Source organism: Streptomyces sp. NPDC002640, from assembly GCF_053592575.1.
On sequence record NZ_JBSFVZ010000016.1, the window covers coordinates 23140 to 46426 of the forward strand.

The 23287-nt window shown below is 74.9% G+C and carries 24 protein-coding genes; 12 read left to right on the top strand and 12 right to left on the bottom strand.

All coding sequences use genetic code 11. From position 1 onward, the window contains the following. Positions 1-439 precede the first annotated feature (439 nt). Together ACWD3O_RS21015 and ACWD3O_RS21020 are read left to right on the top strand one after the other, a co-directional pair. Positions 440-775, top strand: coding sequence for an SCO0607 family lipoprotein (locus ACWD3O_RS21015; protein ID WP_451411171.1), 336 nt, complete (start codon positions 440-442; stop codon positions 773-775). A 90-nt stretch (positions 776-865) separates the two neighbouring features. Beyond that, on the top strand, positions 866-1933 hold the full coding sequence (locus ACWD3O_RS21020; protein ID WP_451416920.1) for a hypothetical protein: 1068 nt from the start codon (positions 866-868) through the stop codon (positions 1931-1933). Between the two features lie 60 nt (positions 1934-1993). On the opposite strand, the gene ACWD3O_RS21025 is transcribed toward ACWD3O_RS21020, so the two are convergent. Beyond that, complete coding sequence (locus ACWD3O_RS21025; RefSeq protein ID WP_451416921.1) at positions 1994-2860, bottom strand: GNAT family N-acetyltransferase; 867 nt, start codon at positions 2858-2860, stop codon at positions 1994-1996. A 134-nt stretch (positions 2861-2994) separates the two neighbouring features. Between ACWD3O_RS21025 and ACWD3O_RS21030 the strand changes: the two genes are divergently transcribed. Further along, the gene (locus ACWD3O_RS21030) at positions 2995-3702 is read left to right on the top strand and encodes a VanZ family protein (RefSeq protein WP_451416922.1); all 708 of its coding nucleotides are present in this window, start codon (positions 2995-2997) and stop codon (positions 3700-3702) included. A gap of 113 nt (positions 3703-3815) precedes the next feature. Here the strand turns inward: ACWD3O_RS21030 and ACWD3O_RS21035 are convergent, their stop codons facing one another. Together ACWD3O_RS21035 and ACWD3O_RS21040 are read right to left on the bottom strand one after the other, a co-directional pair. Continuing rightward, on the bottom strand, positions 3816-4619 hold the full coding sequence (locus ACWD3O_RS21035; protein WP_451416923.1) for a hypothetical protein: 804 nt from the start codon (positions 4617-4619) through the stop codon (positions 3816-3818). After that, positions 4616-4867, bottom strand: a complete 252-nt coding sequence (locus tag ACWD3O_RS21040; protein WP_451416924.1) for a hypothetical protein — start codon at positions 4865-4867, stop codon at positions 4616-4618. The genes ACWD3O_RS21035 and ACWD3O_RS21040 overlap by 4 nt, the downstream gene beginning before the upstream one ends. A gap of 169 nt (positions 4868-5036) precedes the next feature. Here ACWD3O_RS21040 and ACWD3O_RS21045 point away from each other — a divergent pair, with 169 nt between their 5' ends. Beyond that, positions 5037-6086, top strand: coding sequence for a zinc-binding dehydrogenase (locus ACWD3O_RS21045; protein ID WP_451411164.1), 1050 nt, complete (start codon positions 5037-5039; stop codon positions 6084-6086). Between the two features lie 73 nt (positions 6087-6159). Here the strand turns inward: ACWD3O_RS21045 and ACWD3O_RS21050 are convergent, their stop codons facing one another. Next, a complete protein-coding gene (locus tag ACWD3O_RS21050) occupies positions 6160-6627 on the bottom strand; it encodes a MerR family transcriptional regulator (protein WP_451416925.1) in 468 nt (155 codons plus the stop codon). Positions 6628-7230: 603 nt separating this feature from the next. Here ACWD3O_RS21050 and ACWD3O_RS21055 point away from each other — a divergent pair. Further along, positions 7231-8724 carry a SulP family inorganic anion transporter gene (locus ACWD3O_RS21055; RefSeq protein ID WP_451411268.1) on the top strand — a complete coding sequence of 498 codons (1494 nt, stop codon included), beginning with the start codon at positions 7231-7233 and terminating at the stop codon, positions 8722-8724. Positions 8725-9033: 309 nt separating this feature from the next. Beyond that, positions 9034-10170, top strand: coding sequence for a CDP-alcohol phosphatidyltransferase family protein (locus tag ACWD3O_RS21060; protein ID WP_451411160.1), 1137 nt, complete (start codon positions 9034-9036; stop codon positions 10168-10170). Between the two features lie 463 nt (positions 10171-10633). Here ACWD3O_RS21060 and ACWD3O_RS21065 read toward each other — a convergent pair whose 3' ends face one another. The 3 genes from ACWD3O_RS21065 to ACWD3O_RS21075 all read right to left on the bottom strand — a co-directional run bounded on the left by ACWD3O_RS21065 (position 10634) and on the right by ACWD3O_RS21075 (position 12861). Further along, entirely contained in the window at positions 10634-10996 is a 363-nt protein-coding gene (locus ACWD3O_RS21065; protein WP_451411159.1) for a beta-Ig-H3/fasciclin, read from the bottom strand. Positions 10997-11168: 172 nt separating this feature from the next. Then, complete coding sequence (locus ACWD3O_RS21070; protein WP_451417004.1) at positions 11169-12305, bottom strand: PP2C family protein-serine/threonine phosphatase; 1137 nt, start codon at positions 12303-12305, stop codon at positions 11169-11171. A gap of 379 nt (positions 12306-12684) precedes the next feature. Then, positions 12685-12861, bottom strand: a complete 177-nt coding sequence (locus tag ACWD3O_RS21075) for a hypothetical protein (RefSeq protein ID WP_361140601.1) — start codon at positions 12859-12861, stop codon at positions 12685-12687. An 817-nt stretch (positions 12862-13678) separates the two neighbouring features. Between ACWD3O_RS21075 and ACWD3O_RS21080 the strand changes: the two genes are divergently transcribed. After that, positions 13679-14191: a hypothetical protein gene (locus ACWD3O_RS21080; RefSeq protein WP_451416926.1), complete on the top strand. Its 513-nt coding sequence runs from the start codon at positions 13679-13681 to the stop codon at positions 14189-14191. Positions 14192-14252: 61 nt separating this feature from the next. Here ACWD3O_RS21080 and ACWD3O_RS21085 read toward each other — a convergent pair whose 3' ends face one another. The 3 genes from ACWD3O_RS21085 to ACWD3O_RS21095 all read right to left on the bottom strand — a co-directional run bounded on the left by ACWD3O_RS21085 (position 14253) and on the right by ACWD3O_RS21095 (position 16699). Continuing rightward, positions 14253-14753 (bottom strand): lamin tail domain-containing protein, encoded by a 501-nt coding sequence (locus ACWD3O_RS21085; RefSeq protein WP_451416927.1) that lies wholly within the window; start codon positions 14751-14753, stop codon positions 14253-14255. Positions 14754-14846: 93 nt separating this feature from the next. After that, positions 14847-15872, bottom strand: coding sequence for an SEC-C domain-containing protein (locus ACWD3O_RS21090; RefSeq protein WP_451416928.1), 1026 nt, complete (start codon positions 15870-15872; stop codon positions 14847-14849). 224 nt (positions 15873-16096) lie between these two features. Further along, positions 16097-16699 carry a hypothetical protein gene (locus ACWD3O_RS21095; protein ID WP_451411155.1) on the bottom strand — a complete coding sequence of 201 codons (603 nt, stop codon included), beginning with the start codon at positions 16697-16699 and terminating at the stop codon, positions 16097-16099. Between the two features lie 1429 nt (positions 16700-18128). Between ACWD3O_RS21095 and ACWD3O_RS21100 the strand changes: the two genes are divergently transcribed. Then, entirely contained in the window at positions 18129-18416 is a 288-nt protein-coding gene (locus ACWD3O_RS21100; RefSeq protein ID WP_451416929.1) for a hypothetical protein, read from the top strand. Positions 18417-18452: 36 nt separating this feature from the next. Here the strand turns inward: ACWD3O_RS21100 and ACWD3O_RS21105 are convergent, their stop codons facing one another. Together ACWD3O_RS21105 and ACWD3O_RS21110 are read right to left on the bottom strand one after the other, a co-directional pair. Then, positions 18453-18944 (bottom strand): heme-degrading domain-containing protein, encoded by a 492-nt coding sequence (locus tag ACWD3O_RS21105; protein ID WP_451411153.1) that lies wholly within the window; start codon positions 18942-18944, stop codon positions 18453-18455. Beyond that, a complete protein-coding gene (locus ACWD3O_RS21110) occupies positions 18941-20020 on the bottom strand; it encodes a Gfo/Idh/MocA family oxidoreductase (protein WP_451411152.1) in 1080 nt (359 codons plus the stop codon). The genes ACWD3O_RS21105 and ACWD3O_RS21110 overlap by 4 nt, the downstream gene beginning before the upstream one ends. Positions 20021-20365: 345 nt before the next feature. Between ACWD3O_RS21110 and ACWD3O_RS21115 the strand changes: the two genes are divergently transcribed. The 4 genes from ACWD3O_RS21115 to ACWD3O_RS21130 all read left to right on the top strand — a co-directional run bounded on the left by ACWD3O_RS21115 (position 20366) and on the right by ACWD3O_RS21130 (position 23265). Then, positions 20366-21001, top strand: a complete 636-nt coding sequence (locus tag ACWD3O_RS21115; protein ID WP_451416930.1) for a hypothetical protein — start codon at positions 20366-20368, stop codon at positions 20999-21001. Positions 21002-21111: 110 nt separating this feature from the next. Further along, on the top strand, positions 21112-21891 hold the full coding sequence (locus ACWD3O_RS21120; protein WP_451411150.1) for an HAD-IIA family hydrolase: 780 nt from the start codon (positions 21112-21114) through the stop codon (positions 21889-21891). Between the two features lie 148 nt (positions 21892-22039). Continuing rightward, entirely contained in the window at positions 22040-22606 is a 567-nt protein-coding gene (locus ACWD3O_RS21125) for a hypothetical protein (protein WP_451416931.1), read from the top strand. Positions 22607-22608: 2 nt separating this feature from the next. Further along, positions 22609-23265, top strand: coding sequence for a class F sortase (locus tag ACWD3O_RS21130; RefSeq protein WP_451416932.1), 657 nt, complete (start codon positions 22609-22611; stop codon positions 23263-23265). Positions 23266-23287 lie beyond the last annotated feature (22 nt).

The window sequence follows — 23287 nt, forward strand, 5'->3', positions numbered from 1 at the left end:
GTGCCCCGGGCGACTGCGGGGCCCCGCGCTGAACCGCGTGCCCCGGGCGAGTACGGGGCCCAGCGCTGAACCGCGTGCCCGGGCGGCAACGCAACCGATCGCCGCTTGCGGGCCCGCGCCGCGCTCGACCGGCCGCCCATCGCGTCCCCCCGTGCCGTGTTCGGCGACCCCCGCTCGCGGCCCCCGTGCCGTGCTCGGCGACCCCCGCTCGCGGGCCCGTGCCGTGCTCGACCGACCCCTCTCGCGCCCCCAGGCCGCGCCCGACCACTCCGCCCCGCCCCCCGGCCCGTGCGGGTTTGAGTACGCGGGCGGCCGTGGGCGAGTACGCGTACTCAGTTCTCCGGCCGCGCCGGGAGCGAGAGTTGAGGCACGGCGAACGGGCGGACGAGCCGGCTCCAGCAGGGGGCCGGCCGCCCGGGCCGAGAAGCGGGGGACGGACATGGGCGTGCGCGTCGGGCGGAGGAGCACGGGCGGGACCACCGGAGGGCGTGGCCGGGGGGCCGTCGCCGCCCTCGTGGGGGCCGCGATGGCCGTGGCGGTGCTGAGCGGCTGCTCCGGGTGGGCGTACGAGGAGGACATCTGCAGCAAGGGCGAGTACCCGGTGCTGGCGGTGAACAACTCCGGCAGCGCGTGCGTCGCGGACGGCGAGGAGCCGCCGAAGGACATGGTGCGGTACCCCGAGGGCAAGGTGCCGCAGAAGGTCGGCGACAAGTGGGACGAGTACTGGCAGACCCGCACCCTCGACGAGAACGGCAAGGTCGTCGAGCTGCCGTAGCGGAACCGTCCGCGCGGCGCACCGGCGTCCGGCACGGGGCCCGGCCCGCCCGGGCCGGAGGGTGTCGGAGCGGGCGCCTATGGTGTGCCGGTGATCTTCAGGAGAAGGAGGGCCGCCGGACTCGGCGCCCTGGTGGACGAGTTGGAGCAGGCCGTCGCCGTGCGCGACGGGGAGCGGACCGAACGGGCCTTCGGCGCCGTGATGCAGAGGCTGCCGGAGGCGCTGGACGACGAACTGGTGCCGGCGGGGCCCCGGTTGGCGACGCTGCTGCCCGACTTCCCGCCCGCCGGGCCGCGTCCGTACCTGGCCCACGCGGCCGGGTACTGCGTCGAGCGCGGCGCCGACCCGCGGGCCTGCGCCGGTCCCGTCCTCGACGCCGTACGGCGGGACCTGGCCGACGCGCTGGAGTTCGCCGCCCGCTGGAGGGCGGCCCAGGGCGCCGAGGAGGAACTGCCCGAGCCGGACGAGGAGTCGATCGACGACGCGTTCCTGGCCCGCCTCGGCGGCGACGACGCGTACGAGGCGCTGAGGCTGGCGCTCGCCTGGTGCTCCGTGGAGAACTGGCAGCCGCCCGCGCTGGCCGTGCTGCTGGGCGACGCGGAGGTGCGGCGACAGCACGGGGCCGCACTGCTGCCCCTGTGCCACGAGGTGGCGGCCCTGGAGGCGCACGACCTCAAGTGCCTGGCCTACGCGCTCGCCGTCCTGGACGACGAGCCCGTGATCGTGCTGCACCGGCCCAGCGGCAAGGCGTTCGAGGTGCGGATCGGCGGCATCGGGGACAACTTCCAACTGCACACGCTGCTCGCCCACGTGCTCGTCGGCGGCGGTCACGTCCCCGGCGTCGCCCCCTCTGCGGAGAGCGTCCGCCTGGCCACGGACCCCGCGCCCGCCCGGGGACGCACGGACACGGTCGCGACGGGGGCGTTCGAGCTCCTCGCGCCCGACGGCGGGCGGATATGGAACGAGGGCCTGCCCGACGACATACCCGTGGTGGAGGGCCGCCGCCTGCTGGTGCTGGACGAGCCGCTGTACGCGCGCAGTTGGAACGCAGACCGGTTCTTCCCCAACCTGCCGGGCAGCGCCCGGCTGACCCGCGTCCTCCCGGACGAGGAGGCGCGGACCTGGTTCGCCCGCACCTCGGCCGTCGTGGAGGACTGACGGCCGGACGCGCACGGCCGGTCGGCCTCGCGAAGCAGGCGCCGTCGCCCAGGGGCCGGTTCAGGAGAAGTCGTACATCGCCCAGGTGGTGAGCGGGCGGTAACCCAGGCGCCGGTAGAGGGCGTTGCTGGTCGGGTTGGCGAGGTCGGCGAAGAGGACGACGTCCCGGGCGCCCGCGGCCAGGGCCGCCCGGGTCACCTCGGCGGTGACGGCGGCGGCGTAGCCGTGGCCGCGGTGGTGGGCGGGGGTGTGGACGACGTCGACCTGGACCTGGCCGCCGATCAGCGGGTTCATGCCGGCGACCGAGACGGGTGTGCCGTCGGGGGTCTCCCAGAGGGTGTAGCGCTTGTCGGCGTACCGGGTGGTGGGCCAGGACGCGGCGTCGACGGTGCCGGTCTCGCCGACGGCGCGGGCGAACGCGGCGCACCAGTGGATCGCCTCGTCGAGGTCGTCCTCGCCCAGGACGCGGGCCCGGCCCGGCGGCAGCGGCCGCGGAGGGGTGAGGGCGTCCAGGGCGTAGAGGCACAGCCGGGTCTCCCGGAGGGCCGGTGTCGCGCCGGTGTGCCGTTGCCAGGCATCGGCGAAGGCGGTGGCGGTGTCGTGGTCCGCGCTGACCCGGGTCAGGTCGTGGCGGAGGCCGGCCAGGTGGGAGGCCAGGGTCTCGGCCTGCTCGGGGGTCAGCGGGGAGAGGCCCAGGGCGCGGGGCGGGAGGCGGTAGAGGGTGGCGTGCACCTCGCCGTCCCGCTCCAGCGTGCCGAAGACGGGGAGTTCGGGGCCGAACGACCGCGGACCGCGGGTGCGGACCCGTTCGGCCCAGGTGAGCTGCAGGACGTGCCGGCCGGGGCGTGAGCGGAGGAAGGCCCCCGCCCGGGAGAGGAAGGCGTCGACGTCCTCGGTGAGTTCGAGATGCCAGTCGTTCGGGCGCATGCCCCATGATGGCGCGTGCCCGTGGTGCCCGTGGTGCCCGTGACCTCGATGGCCCCAGGGCGGAATCCGTGCAATCCGCGCACCGCGGGGACCACTTACGCGGTGACGACGCCCGCCCCTCTTGAATGGGGGCCGTGAACCAGACCGCGTCCTCGCCCGCACCGCCCCGCCGCACCCGCCGGTTCCTGATCGTCGGCCTGGCGGTCCTCGGCACCGCGGCCCTGCTGTTCTTCTTCCCGCACCGGATGCTGCTGATGGCCGCCCCCCGGTGCATGGCCGGGCAGTGGCACGGCTGCGGCGACACGTTCAACGGCGTGGTGCTGATGACGCTGGTCACGGTGCCGCTGTCGCTGCTGGTGGCGTGGCTGCTCGCGTGGCGGCGGCGGGCGGCCGGGACGGTGTCGGCGTGGCGGATGTCGCTCGCCGAGGTGGGCATGGTCCACGGCACCGTTCCCCTGGTGTGGATGACGATGATGCCGGGCGAGGCGGCCGGCCTGGTGCCCGGCCGGGTGAGTCTGGTGCCGCTGCGGGACCTGATCGTGATGGGGCCGCTGGGGATCGCCGGCAACCTGGTGATCTTCGCGGCGCTCGGTTTCTTCGCCCCGATACGGTTCGCGGCGCTGGCGTCCGCGCCGAGGATCCTGGCGCTCGGGGCGGGCTGCTCGGCGTTGGTGGAGGTCGCGCAGTACGTGCTGCGGCTGGACCGGGTGTCCTCGGTGGACGACGTGCTGGTCAACGCCACGGGGGCGCTGCTGGCCGGGCTGGCGTCGCGCCGGTGGTGGCGCACGCGGGAGGCCGCGCGGTCCGCGGAGGCCCGCCCGCTGCCGGTCCCGGCGGCCTGAGCCCCCGCACCCGTACCCTCCCCGTCGCCGCCTTCCCGGTCCCCGGTCTCGTAACGGCGGTCGTCCCCGGTCCGGGCCCCCGGACGGGCCGGGGACGTGCGTCGCCCCACGCGTCAGGACGGTGAGGTCCGGCTCCACCGGGTCTGCGGTGCAGGCCGCGCAGATCCTGGCGGCCGACGGCGTGATCGGCCCGAACACCTGGCGCACCCTCCTCGGCGGCCGCTGACCCACCGGTCCGGCGTCCGACGGCTCCTCCAGGGCGACAGGGCGTGGCCCTCAGCCCCCGGTTCTGGGCCTGGGCCCGCGTCTGGGCCTGGGTCCGGGGAGAGGGGCAGGCCGCCGACGCCTAGGCGGCGGACGGCGCGGGGGGCGAACGTCACCGGCCCGATCCAGCCACGGCGGACGAGGGCGACCTGGGACGGCAGCGGAGTCACCGGATCGACCTCCCTCCCGCGCGACCAGTTGGCGATCAGGCCCTCCGTCGTCGCGACCGCGGACACCACCAACGTCACCTTCACGCCCTCGTCGCCCCAGGCGTTCCACAGCGCCCAGCCGTCCGGCCGGGGCTCCACGCCGAGCCGCGCGCACACCTCGTCGTACGGCTCGTCCACGCCGGCGGGCATCACCGCGGGCTTCAGCACGCAGGCCCCGACGAGCCGCACGAGGGGGCGGTCCTCGTCCAGGCAGCCGTCGCCCTCGAAGTGGTAGTGACGACGGGCCCGCGCCAGCGCGCGAAGGCTCCGCCCCAGCGGTGTGCCGCCCTCGGCCCCGTCGTCCTCGAAGTCGAGCCGCCCCTCGGCCACCGCGTCCTCGACGACCTGGCCGGCGAGGCGCTCGATCTCCCGCAGGTGGTCCAGCTCGCTCGTCTCCACGGGACGCGAGGAGCGGCCCGACCGCGTGCCTTCGGTTTCGGTCATGCCCGGTCCTCGCGCTTCCGCGCCGTGCGCTGCAGAGCCTCACGGCGGGCGCGCAGCGCCTTCTGCCGCTTTCGGCTCTCCGCACCGCGACGCGCCCGCTCCCGCGCGGCCGGGCTCCGGAGCCTCGCCGAGTTCGGAATGCGCAGCAGGCCCCACACCACCAGAGCGAGGACGAGGAGCAGGAGCACGCCCAGTGCCGCGGCCGCCGCGGGCGGTAGATCCGTGACGCTCTCGCTGCGGTACCGCACGGATAGCGCCCCCGTTCCTGCGTCCTGCCCTCACCCCGACGTCACCGCACTTTAACCCCCGGCCGAAGCCCGCTACGGGGTGGTCGATCGCTGTTTCCGGTCGGGGTGGTGCGGTACGCGGAGGGCGACGGGTTCGGTACGGCGGGAGTGGACGGCGAGGGGTTCGGTGATGGGTGTGCCCGGGACGATGCGCGCGGTGCGGCTCCAGGCGCACGGCGGGCCGGAGGTGCTCGAGCCGGCGGAGGTGCCCGTGCCGGAGCCGGGGCCCGGCGAGGTGCTGGTGCGGGTCGCCGCGGTGGCCCTGAACAACACCGACATCTGGACGCGCGACGGCGCCTACGGCCGCCCGGGGGACCCGAAGGCGCTGTCCGGCTGGCGGGGCCCGATCGACTTCCCCCGGATCCAGGGCGCCGACGTGGCCGGGCGGGTGGCGGCGGTCGGCGCGGGCGTGGACGACGGCCTGGTGGGGCGCCGGGTGGTCGTGGACCCGGCGATCTACGACACCGACGGCCCGGACGCGAACCCGGTGGGCCTGATGGGCAGCGAGCGGGACGGTGGCTACGCCGAGTACGTGACCGCGAAGGCGGAGCGGGTGCACGACGTGACCGGATCGCCGCTCACCGACGACCAGCTCGCCGCGCTGCCGACCGCCTACGGCACGGCGCTGGGCATGGTCGAGCGGGGGCGGCTGCGGGAGGGGGAGACCGCCCTGGTGTCGGGGGCGTCCGGCGGCGTCGGGATCGCGCTGGTGCAGATCGCGCGGGCGCGCGGGGCGAGGGTGCTGGCCGTCAGCAGCGGGTCCAAGATGGCCGCGGTGCGGAAGGCGGGGGCCCACGAGGTCGTCGACCGGGGGCGGGACATCACCGAGCAGACGCGCGCCGTGGCCCCGGAGGGCGTGGACGTCGCGCTGGACGTCGTCGCCGGGGACCTGCTGAGCGACGGACTGCCGCTGCTGCGCGAAGGGGGCCGCTGGGTGGTGGCCGGGGCCCTCGGCGGGTACGACGTCGACTTCGACGTGCGGCGCCTGTACCTGCACAACGCGCAGGTCGTCGGCTCCGCGATGCACACGCCCCGGTACTTCGACGCGCTGATGGAGATGGCCCGGCAGGGGACCGTCCAGCCGGTGATCGCCGCGGTGTTCCCTCTGGATCAGGCCGCCCGGGCACAGGAGGAGCTCGCCAAGCGGGGGCACGTGGGGAAGATCGTGATGCACCCGTAGGTCACGGCAGCGCACCGGACGGCGGATCGCCGACCGGAGGGTCGCCGTGCCGGACCGTGTACGCGGCCGTCCGTCACGCCCGGCCGTCCTCCGCGCGGCCGTCCGGCCCGTTCGCGTCCTGGTCGACCGTGGCGGCGGGTGCGTCCACGGGCTCGTCCAGGCGGGCGGTGAGGGTGGCGGCGAAGTCCTCGGCGCGGGCGAGCTGGACGCGGAGCTTCTCCACCTGCTCGTCCGCGGCCCGCCGGTACGCGCGGACCCGCTCCAGCAGGGCCTCGCGTTCCCCGGCGTCGAGCCCGGCGCCGGCGTCCAGCCGGTCGGTGGCGTCCAGCAGGTCCCGCATCTGCTCCAGGGTGAAGCCCAGCGGCTTCATCCGGCGGATCACCAGCAGGCGCGCGACGTCGGTCTCCGTGTAAAGCCGGAACCCGCCCTGCGAGCGGGCGGAGGGGACGACCAGGCCGGTCTCCTCGTAGTGGCGGATGGTGCGCAGGGACAGCTCCGTGCGCGCGGCGACCTCGCCGATCTGCATGTGCTTGCCGTCCACGCTGGTCATCCTCCGGCGCTCGTCGTCGTGTGCGTTCCCGACCGCCGGGGCGGGCGCGGGCGCCCATCTCTACCCTAACGTTAGGGTAGAGATGCCCCCGGCCGGGCGGCGAGCAGTCGCCCGCCGTTGCCGTGCCGAGGCCGATGGAGCCCCCGGCGAAGTTCCGATTCTCGCAGGAGAGACGCGTGCGCGAGCCCATGACTCCCGCCGCCCCCTGCCCGCCGTGACGTTCCGCCGCCGGACGTGACCCGCGCGAAGCGCGCTCCCAGGCCCCGCGCAACCGCGGGCGGTGCCGGAACCCGGCGTCCCCGCAGCCCCCGGCCTCCGGCGCATGCCCGGCCCCGGCCCTGACCGGGTGGCGCCTCCGCCGACCGCTGCTGAGTCCGGCCGCGGCGCAGGCCCCGGACCCCCGCCGGCCGCTGGAGCCCCGGCCGACGTCCGGTCCCGTTCCCCTCGGGCCCCGGTCGGGCCACGCGCCTGCGAACCCCGCACACCGCCCCGCCCCGCCCCACTCCCCGTCCCGCACCGCCCGCCCCGCCGGGCCGTGCGGCACCCCGACAGACAGGCACCCCCTTGTCCTCTCCTCCCGTCCCTCCCGTCGCCGTGTCCCCGGCCGTCTCCCGCCTGCGCGGCCTGAAGCCCGACTGGTGGTCCGACCCGAAGGTCTGGCGCACCGAGATACTGGCCGGACTGGTGGTCGCCCTCGCGCTGATCCCCGAGGCGATCTCTTTCTCGATCATCGCGGGCGTCGACCCCGCCCTCGGCCTCTTCGCCTCGTTCACGATGGCCGTCACCATCGCGGTCGTCGGCGGACGCCGGGCGATGATCTCCGCCGCCACCGGCGCCGTCGCCCTCGTCATCGCCCCGCTCAACCGTGAGCACGGCCTCGGGTACCTGATCGCCGCCGTCATCCTCGCCGGCGTCTTCCAGGTGGTCCTCGGCGTGCTCGGGGTGGCGAAGCTGATGCGGTTCATCCCCCGCTCGGTGATGGTCGGCTTCGTCAACGCGCTCGCCATCCTGATCTTCATGGCGCAGGTTCCCGAGATGCGGGACGTCCCCTGGGCCGTGTATCCGCTGATCGCGGCGGGGCTCGCCCTGATGGTGCTCTTCCCGCGGATCACGACCGTGGTCCCGGCGCCGCTCGTGTCGATCGTCGTCCTGACCGTGATCACGCTGGCGGCGGGCATCGCCGTGCCCACCGTGGGCGACAAGGGCGCCCTGCCCTCCGCGCTGCCGACGCCGGGCCTGCCGGACGTGCCGTTCACCCTGGACACCCTGACGACGGTCGCCCCGTACGCGTTCGCGATGGCGCTGGTCGGGCTGATGGAGTCGCTGATGACGGCGAAACTGGTCGACGACCTCACCGACACCCGCTCCGACAAGACCCGCGAGTCCGTCGGGCAGGGCGTGGCCAACATCGTGACCGGCTTCTTCGGCGGCATGGGCGGCTGCGCCATGATCGGCCAGACGATGATCAACGTGAAGGTGTCCGGCGCCCGTACCCGGGTGTCGACCTTCCTCGCGGGCGTGTTCCTGATGGTGCTGTGCATCGTCTTCGGGCCGGTCGTCCAGGACATCCCCATGGCGGCGCTGGTCGCCGTGATGGTCATGGTGTCGTTCGCGACCTTCGACTGGCACTCGGTGGCCCCGAGGACGCTCCGCCGGATGCCGGCCGGGGAGATCGCCGTCATGGCGATCACCGTGATCTGCGTCGTGGCGACCCACAACCTGGCCGTGGGCGTGGTCGTCGGGTCGGTCACCGCCATGGTGATCTTCGCGAAGCGGGTGGCCCACCTGGCCGAGGTCACCGCCGTCACCGACCCCGACGGCGGCACGGTGGTCTACCGGGTCACCGGCGCCCTCTTCTTCGCCTCCTCCAACGACCTGGTCGGCCGGTTCGACTACGCGGGCGACCCCGGCAGGATCGTCATCGACCTGTCCGCCGCCCACGTCTGGGACGCGTCCTCGGTGGCCGCGCTGGACGCCGTCGAAACCAGGTACGCCCGGCGGGGCAAGAGCGTGGAGATCACCGGCCTCAACACCCCCAGCGCCCACCTCCACGGCAGGCTCAGCGGCGAACTCGCCGGCAGCCACTGACCGGACCCGGCACCCGCGCCCCACCGGGCGTCGTCGCCCGCACGTCCGCCATCGACCGGAAGAAGAAGCGGACTGTCACATTCAGCTACAACGACGGATGAGAAGGCGCAAGGTTGTACGCGAAGTGCTGTGACAAACGACGCCCGAACTTAAGGTTACGTTCGCGCGTCGAAAGGGTGAGTGATTGCTACAGTCCGAATTCCCCCCATGGGCGTGATCTTGGTACCGCCGGAGCGAGTGGGGCGGTCGTCGGGGGTTCACCGACGGCGCGAGCAGCCAATCGGAGACGCGTCCCTGTGACGAGGAGCCATGAGTCAACTTTCGCTGAAAGCCGTGCAGCATCTGACCTGTAAGAAGCGGGACGCCTGGTGGACGGTGTTTCTCGTCGACCCGCTGGCGACCCGGCTGCTGCTGGTGCTCGCGAAATTCCGGTTCGTCACGCCCAACGGTGTGACCTGGGCGGCTCTGGTCTTCGGTCTGGCGTCCGCCGGGTTCTTCCTGGCGGGCGACCCGCTGTCCCTGGTCATCGGTGCGGTGATCTACCACTTCAGCTTCGTGCTGGACTGCGTCGACGGGAAGCTGGCCCGCCTCAAGGGCAACGGCTCGCTGTTCGGCGGCTGGCTGGACTACGTCTTCGACCGCGTCCGCGTGCTGTGCTGCGCCCTCGGCCTGATGGGCGGGCAGTACCTGCGTACCGGTGAGGGCGTGTACCTCCTCGCCGGCCTGGTCGTCGTCTTCCTGGACAGCCTGCGGTACCTGGACGCGCTGCAGATCTACAAGATGCGCGCGGGCATGCGCGGCCGCATCAAGAAGGCCGTGCGCGCGCGCCGCGCCGCCGCTGCCGCCGAGCAGGGCCTGGACGCGGACGGCCGCCCGGTGGCCGCTTCAGGCGACCCGGAGTCGGGCGTCGTCTTCATGGAGGACCTGCTCCGCGAGAGCGAGAGCGAGGGCGAGAACGACTCGAACGACGAGGCCGAGGCCCGCGCCGAGGAACTGCGGGCCGGGGCGCTCGCTCCCGAGCGTCAGGTCATCGACCTGCACACCGAGTTCCGCTCCAAGTTCCCCTGGTACACCCGGGTCCGCACCGCGCTCCTCGAGCGGCGGGTCAGGCCGCACCTGGTCAGCGGCATCGAGTTCCAGATGTTCGTCTTCATCGTGGGCCCGCTGATCGGGCAGCTGCTGTGGACCACGGCCGTCGCGGCGGTGCTGATGATGGCCTTCGAGCTCGTGATCATGTACAAGTTCTGGCTCTCCACCAAGGACTTCAACCGGGTCATGGCCGAGCTGGACCCCGGCGCGGGGGTGAACGCCGGCGTGATCAAGCCGGAGGCGTTCAAGGGGTACGTGCCGCCGGAGCCGGTCGCCGCGGAGGACCCTGAGCCGGTCGCCGCGGCCCTCGTGCCCGGGCAGTCCCGGACGGAGAAGGCCTCCACCTCGGCCTCCTGACGCACCCCGAGGTGCGCGCCGCCCCCGGTCTCCGCGTTCGCGCGGAAGCCGGGGGTCTCGCGTACCGGAATCGCGGCGCGAAAAGCAGGAAAAGGCGGCCGGGGGAGACAGGAAAACGGCAAGGAGGGGCCGAGGCGAGCGATGATCCTTTTCCGCCGCCACCCGGTTCCGTGCCCCTCCGCCGCCGCCGGCGGACAACGTCGATTTCACGCCACGCCCGCGTCATGACCGGTCGCCGCGGACAAAAAGTCGCCGGGGGCGAAAGTCGCCCGGGGCAAAAGCGCTCTCCCGCGTCGGGCGGGCGGAACGGGGCCCGGGGGACGGCACGTCATCGCTGCCCGCGCCCTGGTCGTCGGCCCCGCTCGGCTCTGACCCGGTGGCGCGGGGCCGACGTGACGAGTCCACCAGCGCCCGGTGCCCCGCGCACTCCCGCGGGGCCGTCCGGGGGACGGGGACCGGTGCCTCAGCAGGTGACGGTGCGCTCGTAGCTGCCGGTGATCGACTCGTGGGCGTAGATCACCGACGCCTTCGGGTTCAGCGAGTAGCAGGGGCTGTCCCCGGCGTTGTCGACGACGACGCGGACCCGCATCGTCTTCGAGCAGTCGTTGGTGAGGTGGACGTCGAACCCCTCGTGGGTCGGGTTCACGTACCGCTTCACGCAGGCCGGGGCGGTGCCGGCGGCGGCCGCGGCCGGCTGGGAGGGCCACAGCGCGGCGGCGGTCGCTCCGACCGCCAGGGTCGCGGCGGTGATCACGGTGGCCCGGCGGGCCGACAGGCGTATGCGGCGCGGCGGCCGGGAGGACGTACCGGAGGAGGTGGGGGTCATGGGCACTCTCGCTTCCAGGAAGGGGCCGAGGGTGGCTCCATCCTCGGGTCGTGCCCGGACGGCGGCATCCGCGATGGGCGGAACGGGTGACGACCTCCGCCCTGCCGGTCAGGGGGTCAGGAGGTCAGGGTCAGGAGGTCAGGGGCAGGAGGTCAGGGTTGGGCCAGGGGGGTCAGGGGGTCAGCAGCGACTGGTACCCGCCGCGCCACTCGGTCAGCAGCACGGTCGCGTCGTCCGCGAGCTCCCCGTCGTGGTGCTCCAGCACCGCCGCCATCAGGCGCCGCAGCGTCTCGTGCACGGCCAGACCGCCCGAGTGGTGGCGCAGGATGAACTCGACGAAGCGTTCCCGCCCGAACTCCACGCCCCGGGAGTCGCGGGCCTCCACGATGCCGTCGGTGTAGAGCAGCAGCCGGTCGCCCGGCTCCAGTTGCTCGGTGCACTCCCGCACCGGCAGCCCGAGGTCGGTGCCGAGGGGGCCGGCCGGAGGGCAGGACAGTTCCGTGATCCACCGGTTGCCGCGCAGCAGGATCGGCAGGTGGTGGCCGCGGTTGATCCAGGTCAGCCGGCCGGTGTCCATCTTGAGCTGGGCCATGATGCCCGTGACGTACCGGCTGGTGCTGAACTCCCGCACCAGCGTGCGCTCCACGTGCCTGCTGGTCTCGGTCAGCGAGGCGCCCTGGCGGCGGGCGTTGCGGCAGGCGGCCACCGCGACGTTGGCGGTGATGCCGGCCGTGGTGTCGTGGCCCATCGCGTCGAAGATGCTGATGTACAGCGTGCTGTCGGCCACCGCGTAGTCGAAGGCGTCCCCGCCCACGTGGTAGGCGGGCTCCATGGCCGCGCTCACGGTCACCTCGTGACCGGCGAAGGCCGGGGGCGGCGTGAGGTTCCACTGCATCTCCGCCGCCACGTTCATCGGCTCGGTGCGGGTGAGCCTCGCGTAGGAGTCGCTGTAGGAACGCTTGCTGAGCAGGACCAGGGCCGTCACCGACGCCAGGTCGCGCAACGCCGCCCGGACCGGCTCGCCCACCGTGTCGGTGTCCGCGCGCAGCACCCCCAGCCGTTCCACCCCGTCGGTGATCGGCACCCACCAGCGCTGCCGGCCCGAGACGGGCGGGGCGAGGCGTTCCGGGACGATGTCGACGCGCTGGTACGCCTGACCCGGCAGGCTTCCCTGGACGTTGAGCGACTGCCCGCCGCGGCCGGCGTCCTGGCCCTGGCCGGTCAGCTGGCGCAGCGTGGTCTCGCGGATGTCCGCGATGAACACCGTCACGTCGAACAGTCCGGCGGCCTCGGCGTGGCGGGCGATCATCCTCGGCAGCTGCTCGAGGGTGGCGGTGTGGCTGGCCTCGATCAGACGCGCCCACTGCAGCGCGGCCGTCGCTCTCTCATCCACCGCTCGTTCCTCTCCGCCCCGCGTCCGCTGTCACCGTGCTCTGTCCTCCGTGCCCTGCCGTGCCGTGCTGCGCCCGGCCGTGTCGCGCCCGGCCGTGTCGCGTCCTGCCGTGTCGCGTCCTGCCGTGCCGCGTTCCCCGTCGGGCCGCGTTCCCCGTCGGGTCGGCGCGACACGGGCGTCCGGGCCGCGACGCGCCGCACCCCCGAGGCGGACGCGTCGTCGGACGCGGCACCTGCGGGGGTGCGGAGCGGAGTGAGACGTGACCCAGCGCGGCCAGGACGTCGCGCGGAAGTCGTCAGTCGACGCGACCGGCGTTGGCGGTCCCGTAGTTGCCCTCCTCGGAGGTCCACAGGGTGCCGGAGAACAGGTTCGGCGAGTCGTCGTCGCCGGCGGCGACGGCGGTCCCGGCGCCGAGGCCGGCGACGAGGGCGAAGGCGGCCAGAACGGTGGCGGTGGCGCGGCGAACGCGCATGGTTCCTCCTCAGAGATCGGACCCCGGACGCGGAACGGTCGGGCGGGTGATCGCGTCCGGTGCCCCCATGGCACCAGCAGACGGCCCCCGTCGACCGCCACCCGCCCCGTGTCGCACCCGTCGTTCACCCATCGGACCCAGCAGAGGGCGCACCCGCCGAGCCGACGCGCCCCTCACCCGCGCCCCGTTCACTCCCGCGCGGAAGCTCGGGACGACCGCACGGTGCCACCGAGGCGGTCGTCCTGCTCCCCGGCGCGAACCGGGCGCCGTGGAGCGCCCGTTGCGCCGGACCGCACGGCCCGTGCGGCGGCGGGAGACCGGGCCCGGCCGGGCGTGCGGCGGAGGCGGGCTCCGGCCGACCGGGTGAATCGGCGGTGCGGGCCCTGTCGACGGCGGTGATCCCTGCTGATCCTGCGAGAACGGCCCGGTGATCCAGAAGGGCCTTCTCGCGGAAGGTGCGTGCCGATGACACGAGGGAAGTTTCTGCGTCTGACCGCCGGACTGGCCGCCGGGGCGGTGCTCGGAAGAGCCCGGCGCGGCCGGCCCCCCGCGCTCCGGGCCAACCCGCGGTCACAGGCCCGGTACGGCTGAGCCCACGGGCCCGCCCGGGGCGCTCACCGCCCGCGCGCGGGGCGTGCGACGCGACCGTGCTCCTGCCGTCCGGGTGGCCGGTCCCGCCCGCGCTTCCCCCGCCGGCCGCGCACCACCGATGCTGCGGACCGACGGGGCCGGAGCGGACACGGGAGGCGGGAGCGCGGTGGCGACGGGAGAGCGGACGACAGGGCGGGCGCGGTGGACGCGCGGGATGTGCGGGGTGGTGGCCGTGGCCGCCGTGGTGGCGGGGACGGCGGAGGCGCCCGCGGGGGCCTCGGCACGGCCCGAGGTGACCCTGGTGTTCGACAAGAACCCGGCCGACCCCGGCCGTTCCACGCTCACCCTCCACCGCGACGGCGTGCGTCAGGCCCGCTACCGGGCCGGGTCGGGGGACGGCAGCGTGGACGACTGCGCCGCCGGACGGGGCTGGCTGCCCGACGGCACGTGGCGGATCGTGCTCAAGGACCGGCGGTTCAAGGGCGCCAAGGTCCGCGGGTACGGCATCCAGCTCGGCAACCTGCGCTGCTCCGACGGCACCGTCACCCGCACCGACCTGTTCGTCCACTCCGAGATGCACCGCGACGGCACCCAGGGCGACACCGAACCCCGCCGCTGGGACGGCGACTCCGACTACCGCTCCGACGGCTCCGTGAAACTCCGCCCGGACGACATCAAGGACCTCTTCACCCGCCTCGACTCCCTCGGTTGGCCGGAGGAGTTGCGGGTCGTTCCCTGACGCGCGGACGGGCGCGCCCCTCAGGAGCGCGCCCGTGCGTGACGTGCGGGCCGTCCGGCGGTCAGCTGTGGAACGTGATGTACCCGTCGCGGTCGCCGTCGGCGGACCTGGTGTACCCGTGGACGTCCGAGCGGGGACCGGACGGCTTGTACAGGTAGATCGTGTCCTTGTCGTTGTTCCACATGAAGTTGCAGTTGTCCCGGTAGACGACGTTCTTGGCGTCCGAGTCGGCGCCGTTGCCGCCGCGCAGGCGGATGTAGTCCCCGGGCTGCAGGGAGTGGCTCGCGGTGAAGGTGAACGAGTTGCCGGCCGCGTCCTCCACGACGTACCCCTTGAGGTTGATCGTCGCGGTCTTCGAGTAGTTCTTCAGCGTCAGGTACTCCTGGCTGGTGTTGCCCGACGTGCAGCTGTTGCGGTCGGTGCCCGGGGCGTCGTACTGGACGCCACGGATCTTGAGCGCGGAGCTGTACTCGGCGGCCTGCGCCGGGGCGGCGGTCAGAACGCCCAGGGCGGCGGTGGAGACGGCGGCCAGCAGGGCCGCGCCCACGGTGGACTTGCGCATGAGGAATCCCCCCTCGGTGATGCGGGTGAAGCGAGGGGAGAGACTCTAGCCGTGTGCATATTGTGTGACAGTCCTGTGAGTGTTGAGGTTCGGTTACGACTTCGGCCCGTGGCACTCCCCGTACGGGCGGGCGGAGCCGCACCAGCAGGGGGCGGTCGGTTCCGGGGGCCAGGGGAGGGCGCGGCCGCGGGCGGCCAGCGTGGTGGCGTACTGGGGGAGGAGCGTGGCGTCGCCGGGGGTGCCCTGCTCGGAGGCGGCGAAGGCCTCGTAGGAGGGGACGGTGCCGGAGACGATGCCCAGGTTGGGCGTGCCGGACGCGGCGAGTTCCCTGAGGCTCTCCTCTATGGAGGCCACGTGCGCGGCGTGCGACGGGTACTCCGCCGACAACTCCGGGTAGGCGGCGAGGAGTTCGTTCAGCTCCTGCTCGGGCCAGTGGAGCACGGCGACGGGGAACGGGCGCGAGATCTCACGGCGGAACGCGCCCAGTTCGGCACGGAGCCTGGCGATCTCTGCGGCGAGCTCGCCGGGGTCGGAGGAGCCGAGGGACCAGACCCGCTTGGGGTCGTGGAGCTCGTCCAGGCGGACCGCGGACGAGCCGTCGTGCAGGCGGTCGGCCAGCGCGTCCCAGGCGTCGTGGTCCACGCCCAGCATGCGGCGCACCCGGTGCCGGCCGTAGAGCAGCGGGCGGGTGGCGGACGAGGGCTCCTGCGCGTCCCCGATCAGCAGCCGGGCCCCCTCGGTGAACGTCTCCTCGGCGGCGGCCAGTTCGTCGTGGGACTCGAGGGCCTCCGCGACGATCACCCACGGCTCCGGCGTCCGCGGCGTCGCCGCGCGCACGCCGTCGATGATCGCCCTGGCCTCCGCGACGTGGTCGTACCGCCACAGGTTGGACGCCTTCAGGGCGCGCACCAGGTGCGGGTCGTCCAGGGCGGCGGGCCGGACGAGCAGCCGGTCGTAGAGGGCGGTGGCCGCGGACCGGTCCCCGGCCAGCTCGTGGTGCGCGGCGGCACGCAGCAGCAGCGCTTCGGCGTCCTCCGGGTAGAGACCGGCGGCGCGCTCCAGGCGGGCGGCTTCTTCGGTGTGGTCGACGGCGTTCTCTGCAGGCATGTCGGGGCGCATGTCCTCACGGTAGCGCCGGGGTCCGACGCGGCGGGGGGAGCGGGGCACGGTGTCGGCAGCGTCACGGCGCGCGGGCCGCGGGGGCCCAGGCACACGTCACCCGGCGGCCGCCAGGGAACCGCCGGGTGACGTGGGCATGGAGACGTGGAACGGAGGTGCGGAGCAGGCGCCCGGGCGGGGAGCCGTACCCGGGTCGGGTCCGGGCGCCTGCCGTTCGGCGGACGTCAGAAGTAGGTGACGTCCAGGACACCGCGCTCGAGGTCGTACTGGACGTACGGACGGCCCCGGAAGCTGTCGCGGTAGACGATGTCGCCGCGCGCCCCGCGGACGCGGTCCGCGGTGTCGCGGATGTAGCGGATCAGGCAGCGGTTCTCGCGCAGGTCGACCTTGTGGCCGTTGGCGTGGGTGTACCGGCCCCGGCCGAAGCGGTCGTTGCCCACCTCGGTGCCGTTGACCACGACCACCTGGCAGCGGCTGTCGCGCTTCAGCCGCACCAGGCCGCGGACGGTGTCCTCCTGGATGCCGTCGTAGCTGGTGCAGCGCGAACGGTTGGGATTGCGGCAGTCGCCGGGCGAGACGCGGCGCACGCCCGCGCGGTCGAGAACGCGGTCCGCCTCGCGGTCGCTGAGGCGGTCACCGGGCCGGGACGACGAGGTGACGGAGTCGGCCGCGGCCGGGGCGGCGGAGGCGACCGGGGAGAAGGCCATCAGGCCGCCGGCCAGGGCCGTGGCGAGGAGAGCGGCCACGGCTCCCTTGCGGCGACGGGCCGGCGTGCGGGACGGGGCGGCCTCGGTGGCCGGGGCGAGCTGCTCGGTGGCGTTGCGCACGGATGCGGGTCCTTTCGACTGCCGTCGTGGTCGCGTCGTGGATCGCGGGGCGACGGTGGTTTCCCCGGCCGATGACGCTCGACCGGGTGGCTTGGACGTCTCAACACTGCCCCGGCAATTCCGGCGAGTTCTATACTTCCGGCGGGTCAGTTGATTCATGCACAAACCGGTTCCCATGCACGCGGCCGACCAGCGGCGATGCAGGGAGCCGTGGGGGAGGCGCATCAATATGCGTGGGGACTTGGGCCGGGGCCGGGGGCGGGGGCGCGGGGAGTTGACGGAGGGCGGTGCCGAGGCGCGACTGAAGCTGGCGGCGCTGCTGCGGAGTTGGTGGCAGGAGGACCCCGGTCGCGCCACGCAGTCCTCGCTGGCGCGGCGGCTGGGGGAGCGGGGGGTCAGGACCAGCCAGGAGATGCTCTGCCGCTACCTGCACCGGACCCGGCCGACGGTGGCCCGGCCGGACGTGATCCGCGCGCTGCACGAGGTGCTCGGCCGGCGCGAGAGCGAGCTGACCGAGGCGCTGGAACTGCACGCGACCGCACGGGGCGTTCCCGACACCACCGCGGCGCTGCGGCGCCTGCACACCACGGGGGCGGAGCCCGGGCCTCCGCCCGGTGTGGCTCCGTCTGATCCGTGGCCCGGCGGGGGTGTGCCCGAGCGTCTGCCCGGCGGGGCGGTGGCTGAGCCGTGGCCCGGCGGGGCCGCGCCGGAGCCTCTGCCCGGCGGGGCGGTGCCCGAGCCCCGGCCCGGGGCGGTGCCTCAGCCTCCGCGCGGGACCGGGCTCCAGCCTCGGCCCGGGGCGGCGGCTGAGCCTGTGCACGGGGCTGTGCCCGAGCCTCGGTACGGGGCGGCTGATCCGGAGCCTTGCGCCGCGGCCGGGGCCGATGCTGAACGTCGCCCCGCGGCGGGGGCCGAGGCCCGCCCCGGGGCCCTGAGGGCACCCGACCCCCGGTTCGCATCGGGGGCCGAGCCCGGGGCCCGGTTCCCTGCGGGCGTCGAGCCGGAGCCTGGGGCCGGGGTCCCCGCGCTGCCGGAGCCGCATACCGCGGCAGGGGTCGAGCACGGCTCCCGATCAGTGTCGGGGGCCGAGCCCGCGCTTCGGTACGGGACGGCGGCGGAACCGTGGCCCGTGGTGGGGGTCGAGCCTGAACGCCGCTCCGCCGCAGGGGCCGACGCCCACTCCGCGCCCGGGGGCGAACCCGGCCCCCGGTCATCGCCGCCGGCCGAGCCCGGGCCCGCAGGCCGCGACGCGGCAGGGGCCGGACCTGAACGTCGGCACTCCGCAGGGGCCGAGCCCCAGCCCCGCCCCGTGGCGCGGGTCGAGCCCGCCCCTGGGGACCCGGCAGGGGCCGACGCCCGATCCGTGACGCCACACCAGCCCGAGCACCGGTCCGCACCAGGGACCGAGCCCGGGGCCCACTCCGCGCCGGTGACCGCCGCAGAGGCCGGGCCCGACGCCCACTCCGCGGCGCGGGGCGAACCGGGCCCGCGGGCCGCGGTCGGGGCACCGTACGCGGCGGCGGAGACACCGAACGCGGTCGCGGCGGAGCTCCGGTGGCGGCGATGGTCGGCCGTGGTCACCGCCGCGGCGGCCGCGGCGGCGGGCATGGTCCTGACCGCCGCGGTCACCCTGGGCGACGCCCAGACGACCCGCGGCCAGGCCCCGCCCCTCTGCCCCGTCGCCCCCACCGGCCAGGCCCAGCCCCACCCGACCTGACACAGGACACACACCACACCCAGCAAGCGGGTGCGGTCAGTCCGTGGCGAGGCCCAGGAAGCGCTCCAGGGCCTCGACCACCAGCGCGTGGTCCTCCGCCTGGGGAAGCCCGGACACCGTCACCGCGCCGACGACGCCGACCCCGTCGACCCGGAGGGGGAACGACCCGCCGTGCGCCGCGTAGCGGTCGGGGTCCAGCCGCGAGGACTCCTCGAAGCTCCGCCCCTTCGCCCGGAACCGCGTGCCGACCAGGAAGGACGCGTGCCCGTACCGCATCACCACCCGCCGCTTCCGGTCGATCCACGCGTCGTTCTCCGGCGCGGACCCCTCCAGCGCGGCGTGGAACAACTGCTGCCCCGCCCGGTGGATGTCGATCGCGACCGGCGCCTGCCGCTCCCGCGCCAACGCCACCAGCAGCGAACCCAGCTCCCAGGCGTCCTCGTTGCCGAACCGCGGCAGCACCAGCCGCCGCTCCTGCGCCTCGAGCTCCTCGACGGTCGGGGAGATCTCGGGAATCACCCTGCTCATGCCGGCTTCACCGTCCCCCCGTCCCGCGCGGACCGCGCGGCCGCCTCCAGCACCGCCAGCGCGTCCGCCGCCTCCAGCGCTGTCACCGGGTTCGCCCCGCCGCCCGTCACCGCCGCGGCCACCGCCCGGTAGTACGACGGGTAGTCACCGGCCAGCGTGGGCACCGGCTGCCCGCCGCCGGTCAGCGGGGACTCGCCCGCGCCGACCGCGCCCCACATGTCCTCGGGCTCCTGCCCCCAGCGCTCGCCCTCCGAGGCCGGACGCAAGCCCTCGCGCAGGGCGTTCTCCTGCGGGTCCAGCCCGTACTTCACGTAGCCCGCCCTGGAGCCGAGCACCCGGAAGCGGGGGCCGAGCTGGGCGGTGGTCGCCGAGGCGTACAGGTGGGAGCGGACGCCGTTCGCGTGCGTGACGGCGATGAACACGTCGTCGTCGATCGTCGCGGCGGGACGCCGGGTGTCGACCTCCGCGTAGACGGCCACGGCCGGACCGAAGAGGTGCAGCGCCTGGTCGACGATGTGGCTGCCGAGGTCGTACAGGAGGCCGCCGAGGTCCGCCGGGTCGGCGGACTCGCGCCAGCCGCCCTTCGGCTGCGGACGCCAGCGCTCGAAACGGGACTCGAACCGCTGGACCTCGCCGAGCGCGCCCTCGTCCAGCAGCTTGCGCAGGGTGAGGAAGTCGCCGTCCCAGCGGCGGTTCTGGAACACGGAGAGCAGCAGGCCCCGCTCCTCGGCCAGCGCGGCCAGCTCGCGGGCCTCGGCGGCGGTGCCGGCGACCGGCTTGTCCACCACCACGTGCAGGCCCCGACGCAGGGCCTCGGTGGCCAGCGGGACGTGCGTGCGGTTCGGGGAGGCGACGACGACCAGGTCCAGCTCGTCGGCCCGCGGCCACAGCTCGTCGGCCGAGGCGGCGATCCGCACGTCGGGGTACTCGCCGCGGGCCTGGGCGGCGCGCTCGGGATTGGAGGTGACCACGGTGTCGAGGACCAGGCCCTCGGCGGCGGCGATCATCGGCGCGTGGAACACGGACCCGGCCAGACCGTAACCGATCAGGGCCACGCGCAGCGGTGCAGTAGTCATACGACCACTCTGGCACGAGAGGTTCCGGCGCTGGTCCGGGCGGGGGGTTCCGTACGTCCGTTCGGGTGGTGTGACGGCGTGTCGGGGGACGCGGGCGAGGCCCGGGGAAGTTCTCGGGACATGCGACGGTGCCTGCGACGGTGTCGACGGGGCGCGGCCGCCGTGGTCCTCGCCGCGGCGGTGGTGGCGCCGGCGGCCGGGTGGGCCCCGGCGGCCCCGCCCGAGCGGTCCGCGCCGGCCGAGCGGTCCGCGCGGCCCGGGGTGGCCGTGCCGCCCGGGCGGTTCGCGCGGCCCGCGGAGTCCGTGCCGTCGGCGCCGTCGGCGCGGGAGCGGAGGTGCGAGGGGGTGGGAAAGGGGCGGCGGGGGTTCCCGGTGGTGGCGCGGCTGCGGGGACCGGACGCCTTCCGGGCGGGCGGAGTGCCCGAGGCGTGGGTGCTGGAGCTGACGAACCGGTCCGCGCGGGCCTGCGCCGGGCTGCACCCGGTGGTGGTGCTCACCGACGAGCGGCGGTCGCTGCTGCCCTCCCAGGCGGCGCTGTTCTTCTTCGACGGGGAGCGGCCGCGTGCGGTCGACTTCGAGGGCACGGACCGGGCCGAACTGGTGGGCGTGTTCGGCGAGGAACGGCGCGGGCGCAAGGGGGACTTCGACGGCTTCACGGTCCCCGCGGGCGGCACGGTCCGGGTACGGGTGCTGCTGTCGGTCGCACCCGACGCGGCGGCGAACGAGGTCACGGCGGAGGCGGTGGTGGTGCGGCGGGCCGGCGCGGGCGGCGCCGACGGGGAGTGGGTCGGGAGGTCGCAGGACCCGTACCGGTTCCGCATCCGCCCCGCCGACGCCCCCGTCCGCGGCGCCGCCGGCCCCGCCGCGGCCCAGGACGACCCGTTCCCCTGGCGCCCCGTCACCGCGGCCACGGCGGCGGCCTTCGCCGCGGCGGGGGCCTGGACCGTCCGCCACGTGAGGCGCCGCCGCCGCGCCGAGTGACGAGGCGGTCCGGCCGGGAGGCGGAGGAAAACCGGGAGGTGGGCCCTGGCCCCGGGCCCGGGGCGCATAGGGTGAGCGCCAGGTGGCAGTAGAGGTTCAGGAGGCTGTGGATGTCCGAGCGGAAGCCCATCGAGTCATGGCTCACCGACATGGACGGCGTCCTCATCCACGAGGGCGTGCCGATCCCCGGCGCGGAGGAGTTCATCAAGCGCCTGAAGGACAAGGACCGCCCCTTCCTGGTCCTGACCAACAACTCGATCTACACCCCCCGCGACCTGCAGGCCAGGCTCCGCCGGATGGGCCTGGACGTGCCGGTGGAGAACATCTGGACCTCCGCCCTGGCGACGGCCCAGTTCCTGGACGACCAGCGCCCCGGCGGCACGGCGTACGCCATCGGCGAGGCGGGCCTGACCACCGCGCTGCACGACATCGGCTACGTCCTGACCGACCACGACCCCGACTACGTGGTCCTCGGCGAGACCCGCACCTACTCCTTCGAGGCGATGACCAAGGCCGTCCGGCTGATCAACGCCGGCGCCCGGTTCATCGCCACCAACCCGGACGAGACCGGCCCCTCCACCGAGGGCCCGCTGCCCGCCACCGGATCGGTGGCCGCGCTCATCACCCGGGCCACCGGCAAGCAGCCGTACTTCGCGGGCAAGCCCAACCCGCTGATGATGCGCACCGGCCTCAACCGGCTCGGCGCGCACTCGGAGAGCTCCGCCATGATCGGCGACCGGATGGACACCGACGTGCTGGCCGGCATGGAGGCCGGGATGCGCACCTACCTGGTGCTCACCGGGTCGACCGGCAAGGCCCAGGTGGAGAACTACCCGTTCCGCCCGTCGGAGGTCGTCGAGTCGATCGCCGACATCGTCGACCTGGTCTGACGCCCGGCAGGGCGGGGCCCGCGGTGGCCCGAACCGCGCGCGCTGCTCCGAACGGGCGGCGCGCGCACGTTCGTTCGTGGCATACCCGGCACGGTCCCGATGAGGACGGCGGAGCCCGGGGGAGTCTCCTGGTAACGGGAGGTTCGTGATGGGTGCACTACGTACGACGCTCAGCTGTGCGGGCGCCGCGGTGGCCGTCGCGCTCACCCCGGTGGCCGGCGGCACCTTCGCGGAGGAGGGTGACAGGGCCGTGGACGTGGCGCCGACCGCGCCGCGCCCCGGCGACGACGTCCGGGTGACGGTGAACGGCTGCGACGGCCGTACCGGCACCGCCGCGTCCGACGCCTTCGTGGCGGAGGCCAGGCTCACCGGTACCGGGGCCGACGGCAGGCTCAGCGGCGAGACCCGCGTGCGGTCCGGCGCGCGGCCGGGCCCCTACCCGGTGCGGGTGCGGTGCGACGGCGTGCCCGAACGCCGCATTGGGATGACGGTGGCCGGCTCCCGCGCCGACAGAGGCAGCCCGCCCGCCACGCCGACCGCCCCCGTCCCGGCCGGCGGCGGCGGCCTGGCCCGCGCCGAGGCCGAGGCGGAGGCGGACGCCGCCGCGCCCGGTGCCGCCCAGACGGTGACCGGACTGGTGCTGGCCGGGGTCGCCGCGGCCGTGGTGGTGCTGGTGCCGCGGACCGCGCGGAGGCGACGTGCGAGGCAACGGTGACCGTGCGCCGCGGACGACTGCTGCCCGCCCTGGCCTGGACGCTGCTCCTCGGCGCCACCCTGACCTGGGCGGCCGAGCTCACGGACGTCGACCTGGCGCCGCCCGCCGCCCGGAGCCGGGACGGGGCGGGCACGGCGGCCTCCGCGGCGCCCGGACCCGGTGTCCGCCTGCCGGCCGCCCGGCGGCCCCTGCCGCCGTCCCCGCCGGTGCGGATCGCCGTCCCCTCGCTGGAGCTCGGCGCGCCCGTGGTGGCCCGGCCGCTCGACGCCTCGGGCGCCCCCGGGACGCCGCCGCCGGAGATGGCGGGCGCGGTGGGCTGGTGGCAGCGCGGCCCCGCCCCCGGAGCCGCGGGCCCTGCCCTGCTGGCGGGCCACCTGGACACCGCGAGCGGCGCGGCCGTCTTCCACCGGCTCGGCGAACTGCGGCCCGGCGCCGAGATCCGGGTCCACCGGAGCGACGGCCGGGCGGCCCGGTTCACCGTCGAGGACGTGTGGACCCTGGACCGCGACCGCTTCGACGCCCGTCTCGCCTACGGCCCGCGCAGACCCGGCCGCGCCGAACTGCGGCTGGTGACCTGTGCCGGGGCATGGGACGGGACGGCGCGGGCCTACACGGCCAATGTGGTGATCTCCGCCTATCTCACCGGTTCGGACGAGTGATGATCCGGAACTTCCGTCTTGG

Bases quoted from the DNA above. Each gene is read 5' to 3' on its own strand.
- ACWD3O_RS21025 (WP_451416921.1), bottom strand. From the start codon at position 2,860: ATGCGCCCGAACGACTGGCATCTCGAACTCACCGAGGACGTCGACGCC.
- ACWD3O_RS21035 (WP_451416923.1), bottom strand. From the start codon at position 4,619: ATGACCGAAACCGAAGGCACGCGGTCGGGCCGCTCCTCGCGTCCCGTG.
- ACWD3O_RS21105 (WP_451411153.1), bottom strand. From the start codon at position 18,944: ATGAGCAGGGTGATTCCCGAGATCTCCCCGACCGTCGAGGAGCTCGAG.
- ACWD3O_RS21120 (WP_451411150.1), top strand. From the start codon at position 21,112: ATGTCCGAGCGGAAGCCCATCGAGTCATGGCTCACCGACATGGACGGC.
- ACWD3O_RS21125 (WP_451416931.1), top strand. From the start codon at position 22,040: ATGGGTGCACTACGTACGACGCTCAGCTGTGCGGGCGCCGCGGTGGCC.
- ACWD3O_RS21065 (WP_451411159.1), bottom strand. From the start codon at position 10,996: ATGACCCCCACCTCCTCCGGTACGTCCTCCCGGCCGCCGCGCCGCATA.
- ACWD3O_RS21060 (WP_451411160.1), top strand. From the start codon at position 9,034: ATGAGTCAACTTTCGCTGAAAGCCGTGCAGCATCTGACCTGTAAGAAG.
- ACWD3O_RS21110 (WP_451411152.1), bottom strand. From the start codon at position 20,020: ATGACTACTGCACCGCTGCGCGTGGCCCTGATCGGTTACGGTCTGGCC.
- ACWD3O_RS21045 (WP_451411164.1), top strand. From the start codon at position 5,037: ATGGGTGTGCCCGGGACGATGCGCGCGGTGCGGCTCCAGGCGCACGGC.
- ACWD3O_RS21085 (WP_451416927.1), bottom strand. From the start codon at position 14,753: ATGCGCAAGTCCACCGTGGGCGCGGCCCTGCTGGCCGCCGTCTCCACC.
- ACWD3O_RS21090 (WP_451416928.1), bottom strand. From the start codon at position 15,872: ATGCGCCCCGACATGCCTGCAGAGAACGCCGTCGACCACACCGAAGAA.
- ACWD3O_RS21015 (WP_451411171.1), top strand. From the start codon at position 440: ATGGGCGTGCGCGTCGGGCGGAGGAGCACGGGCGGGACCACCGGAGGG.
- ACWD3O_RS21075 (WP_361140601.1), bottom strand. From the start codon at position 12,861: ATGCGCGTTCGCCGCGCCACCGCCACCGTTCTGGCCGCCTTCGCCCTC.
- ACWD3O_RS21070 (WP_451417004.1), bottom strand. From the start codon at position 12,305: ATGATCGCCCGCCACGCCGAGGCCGCCGGACTGTTCGACGTGACGGTG.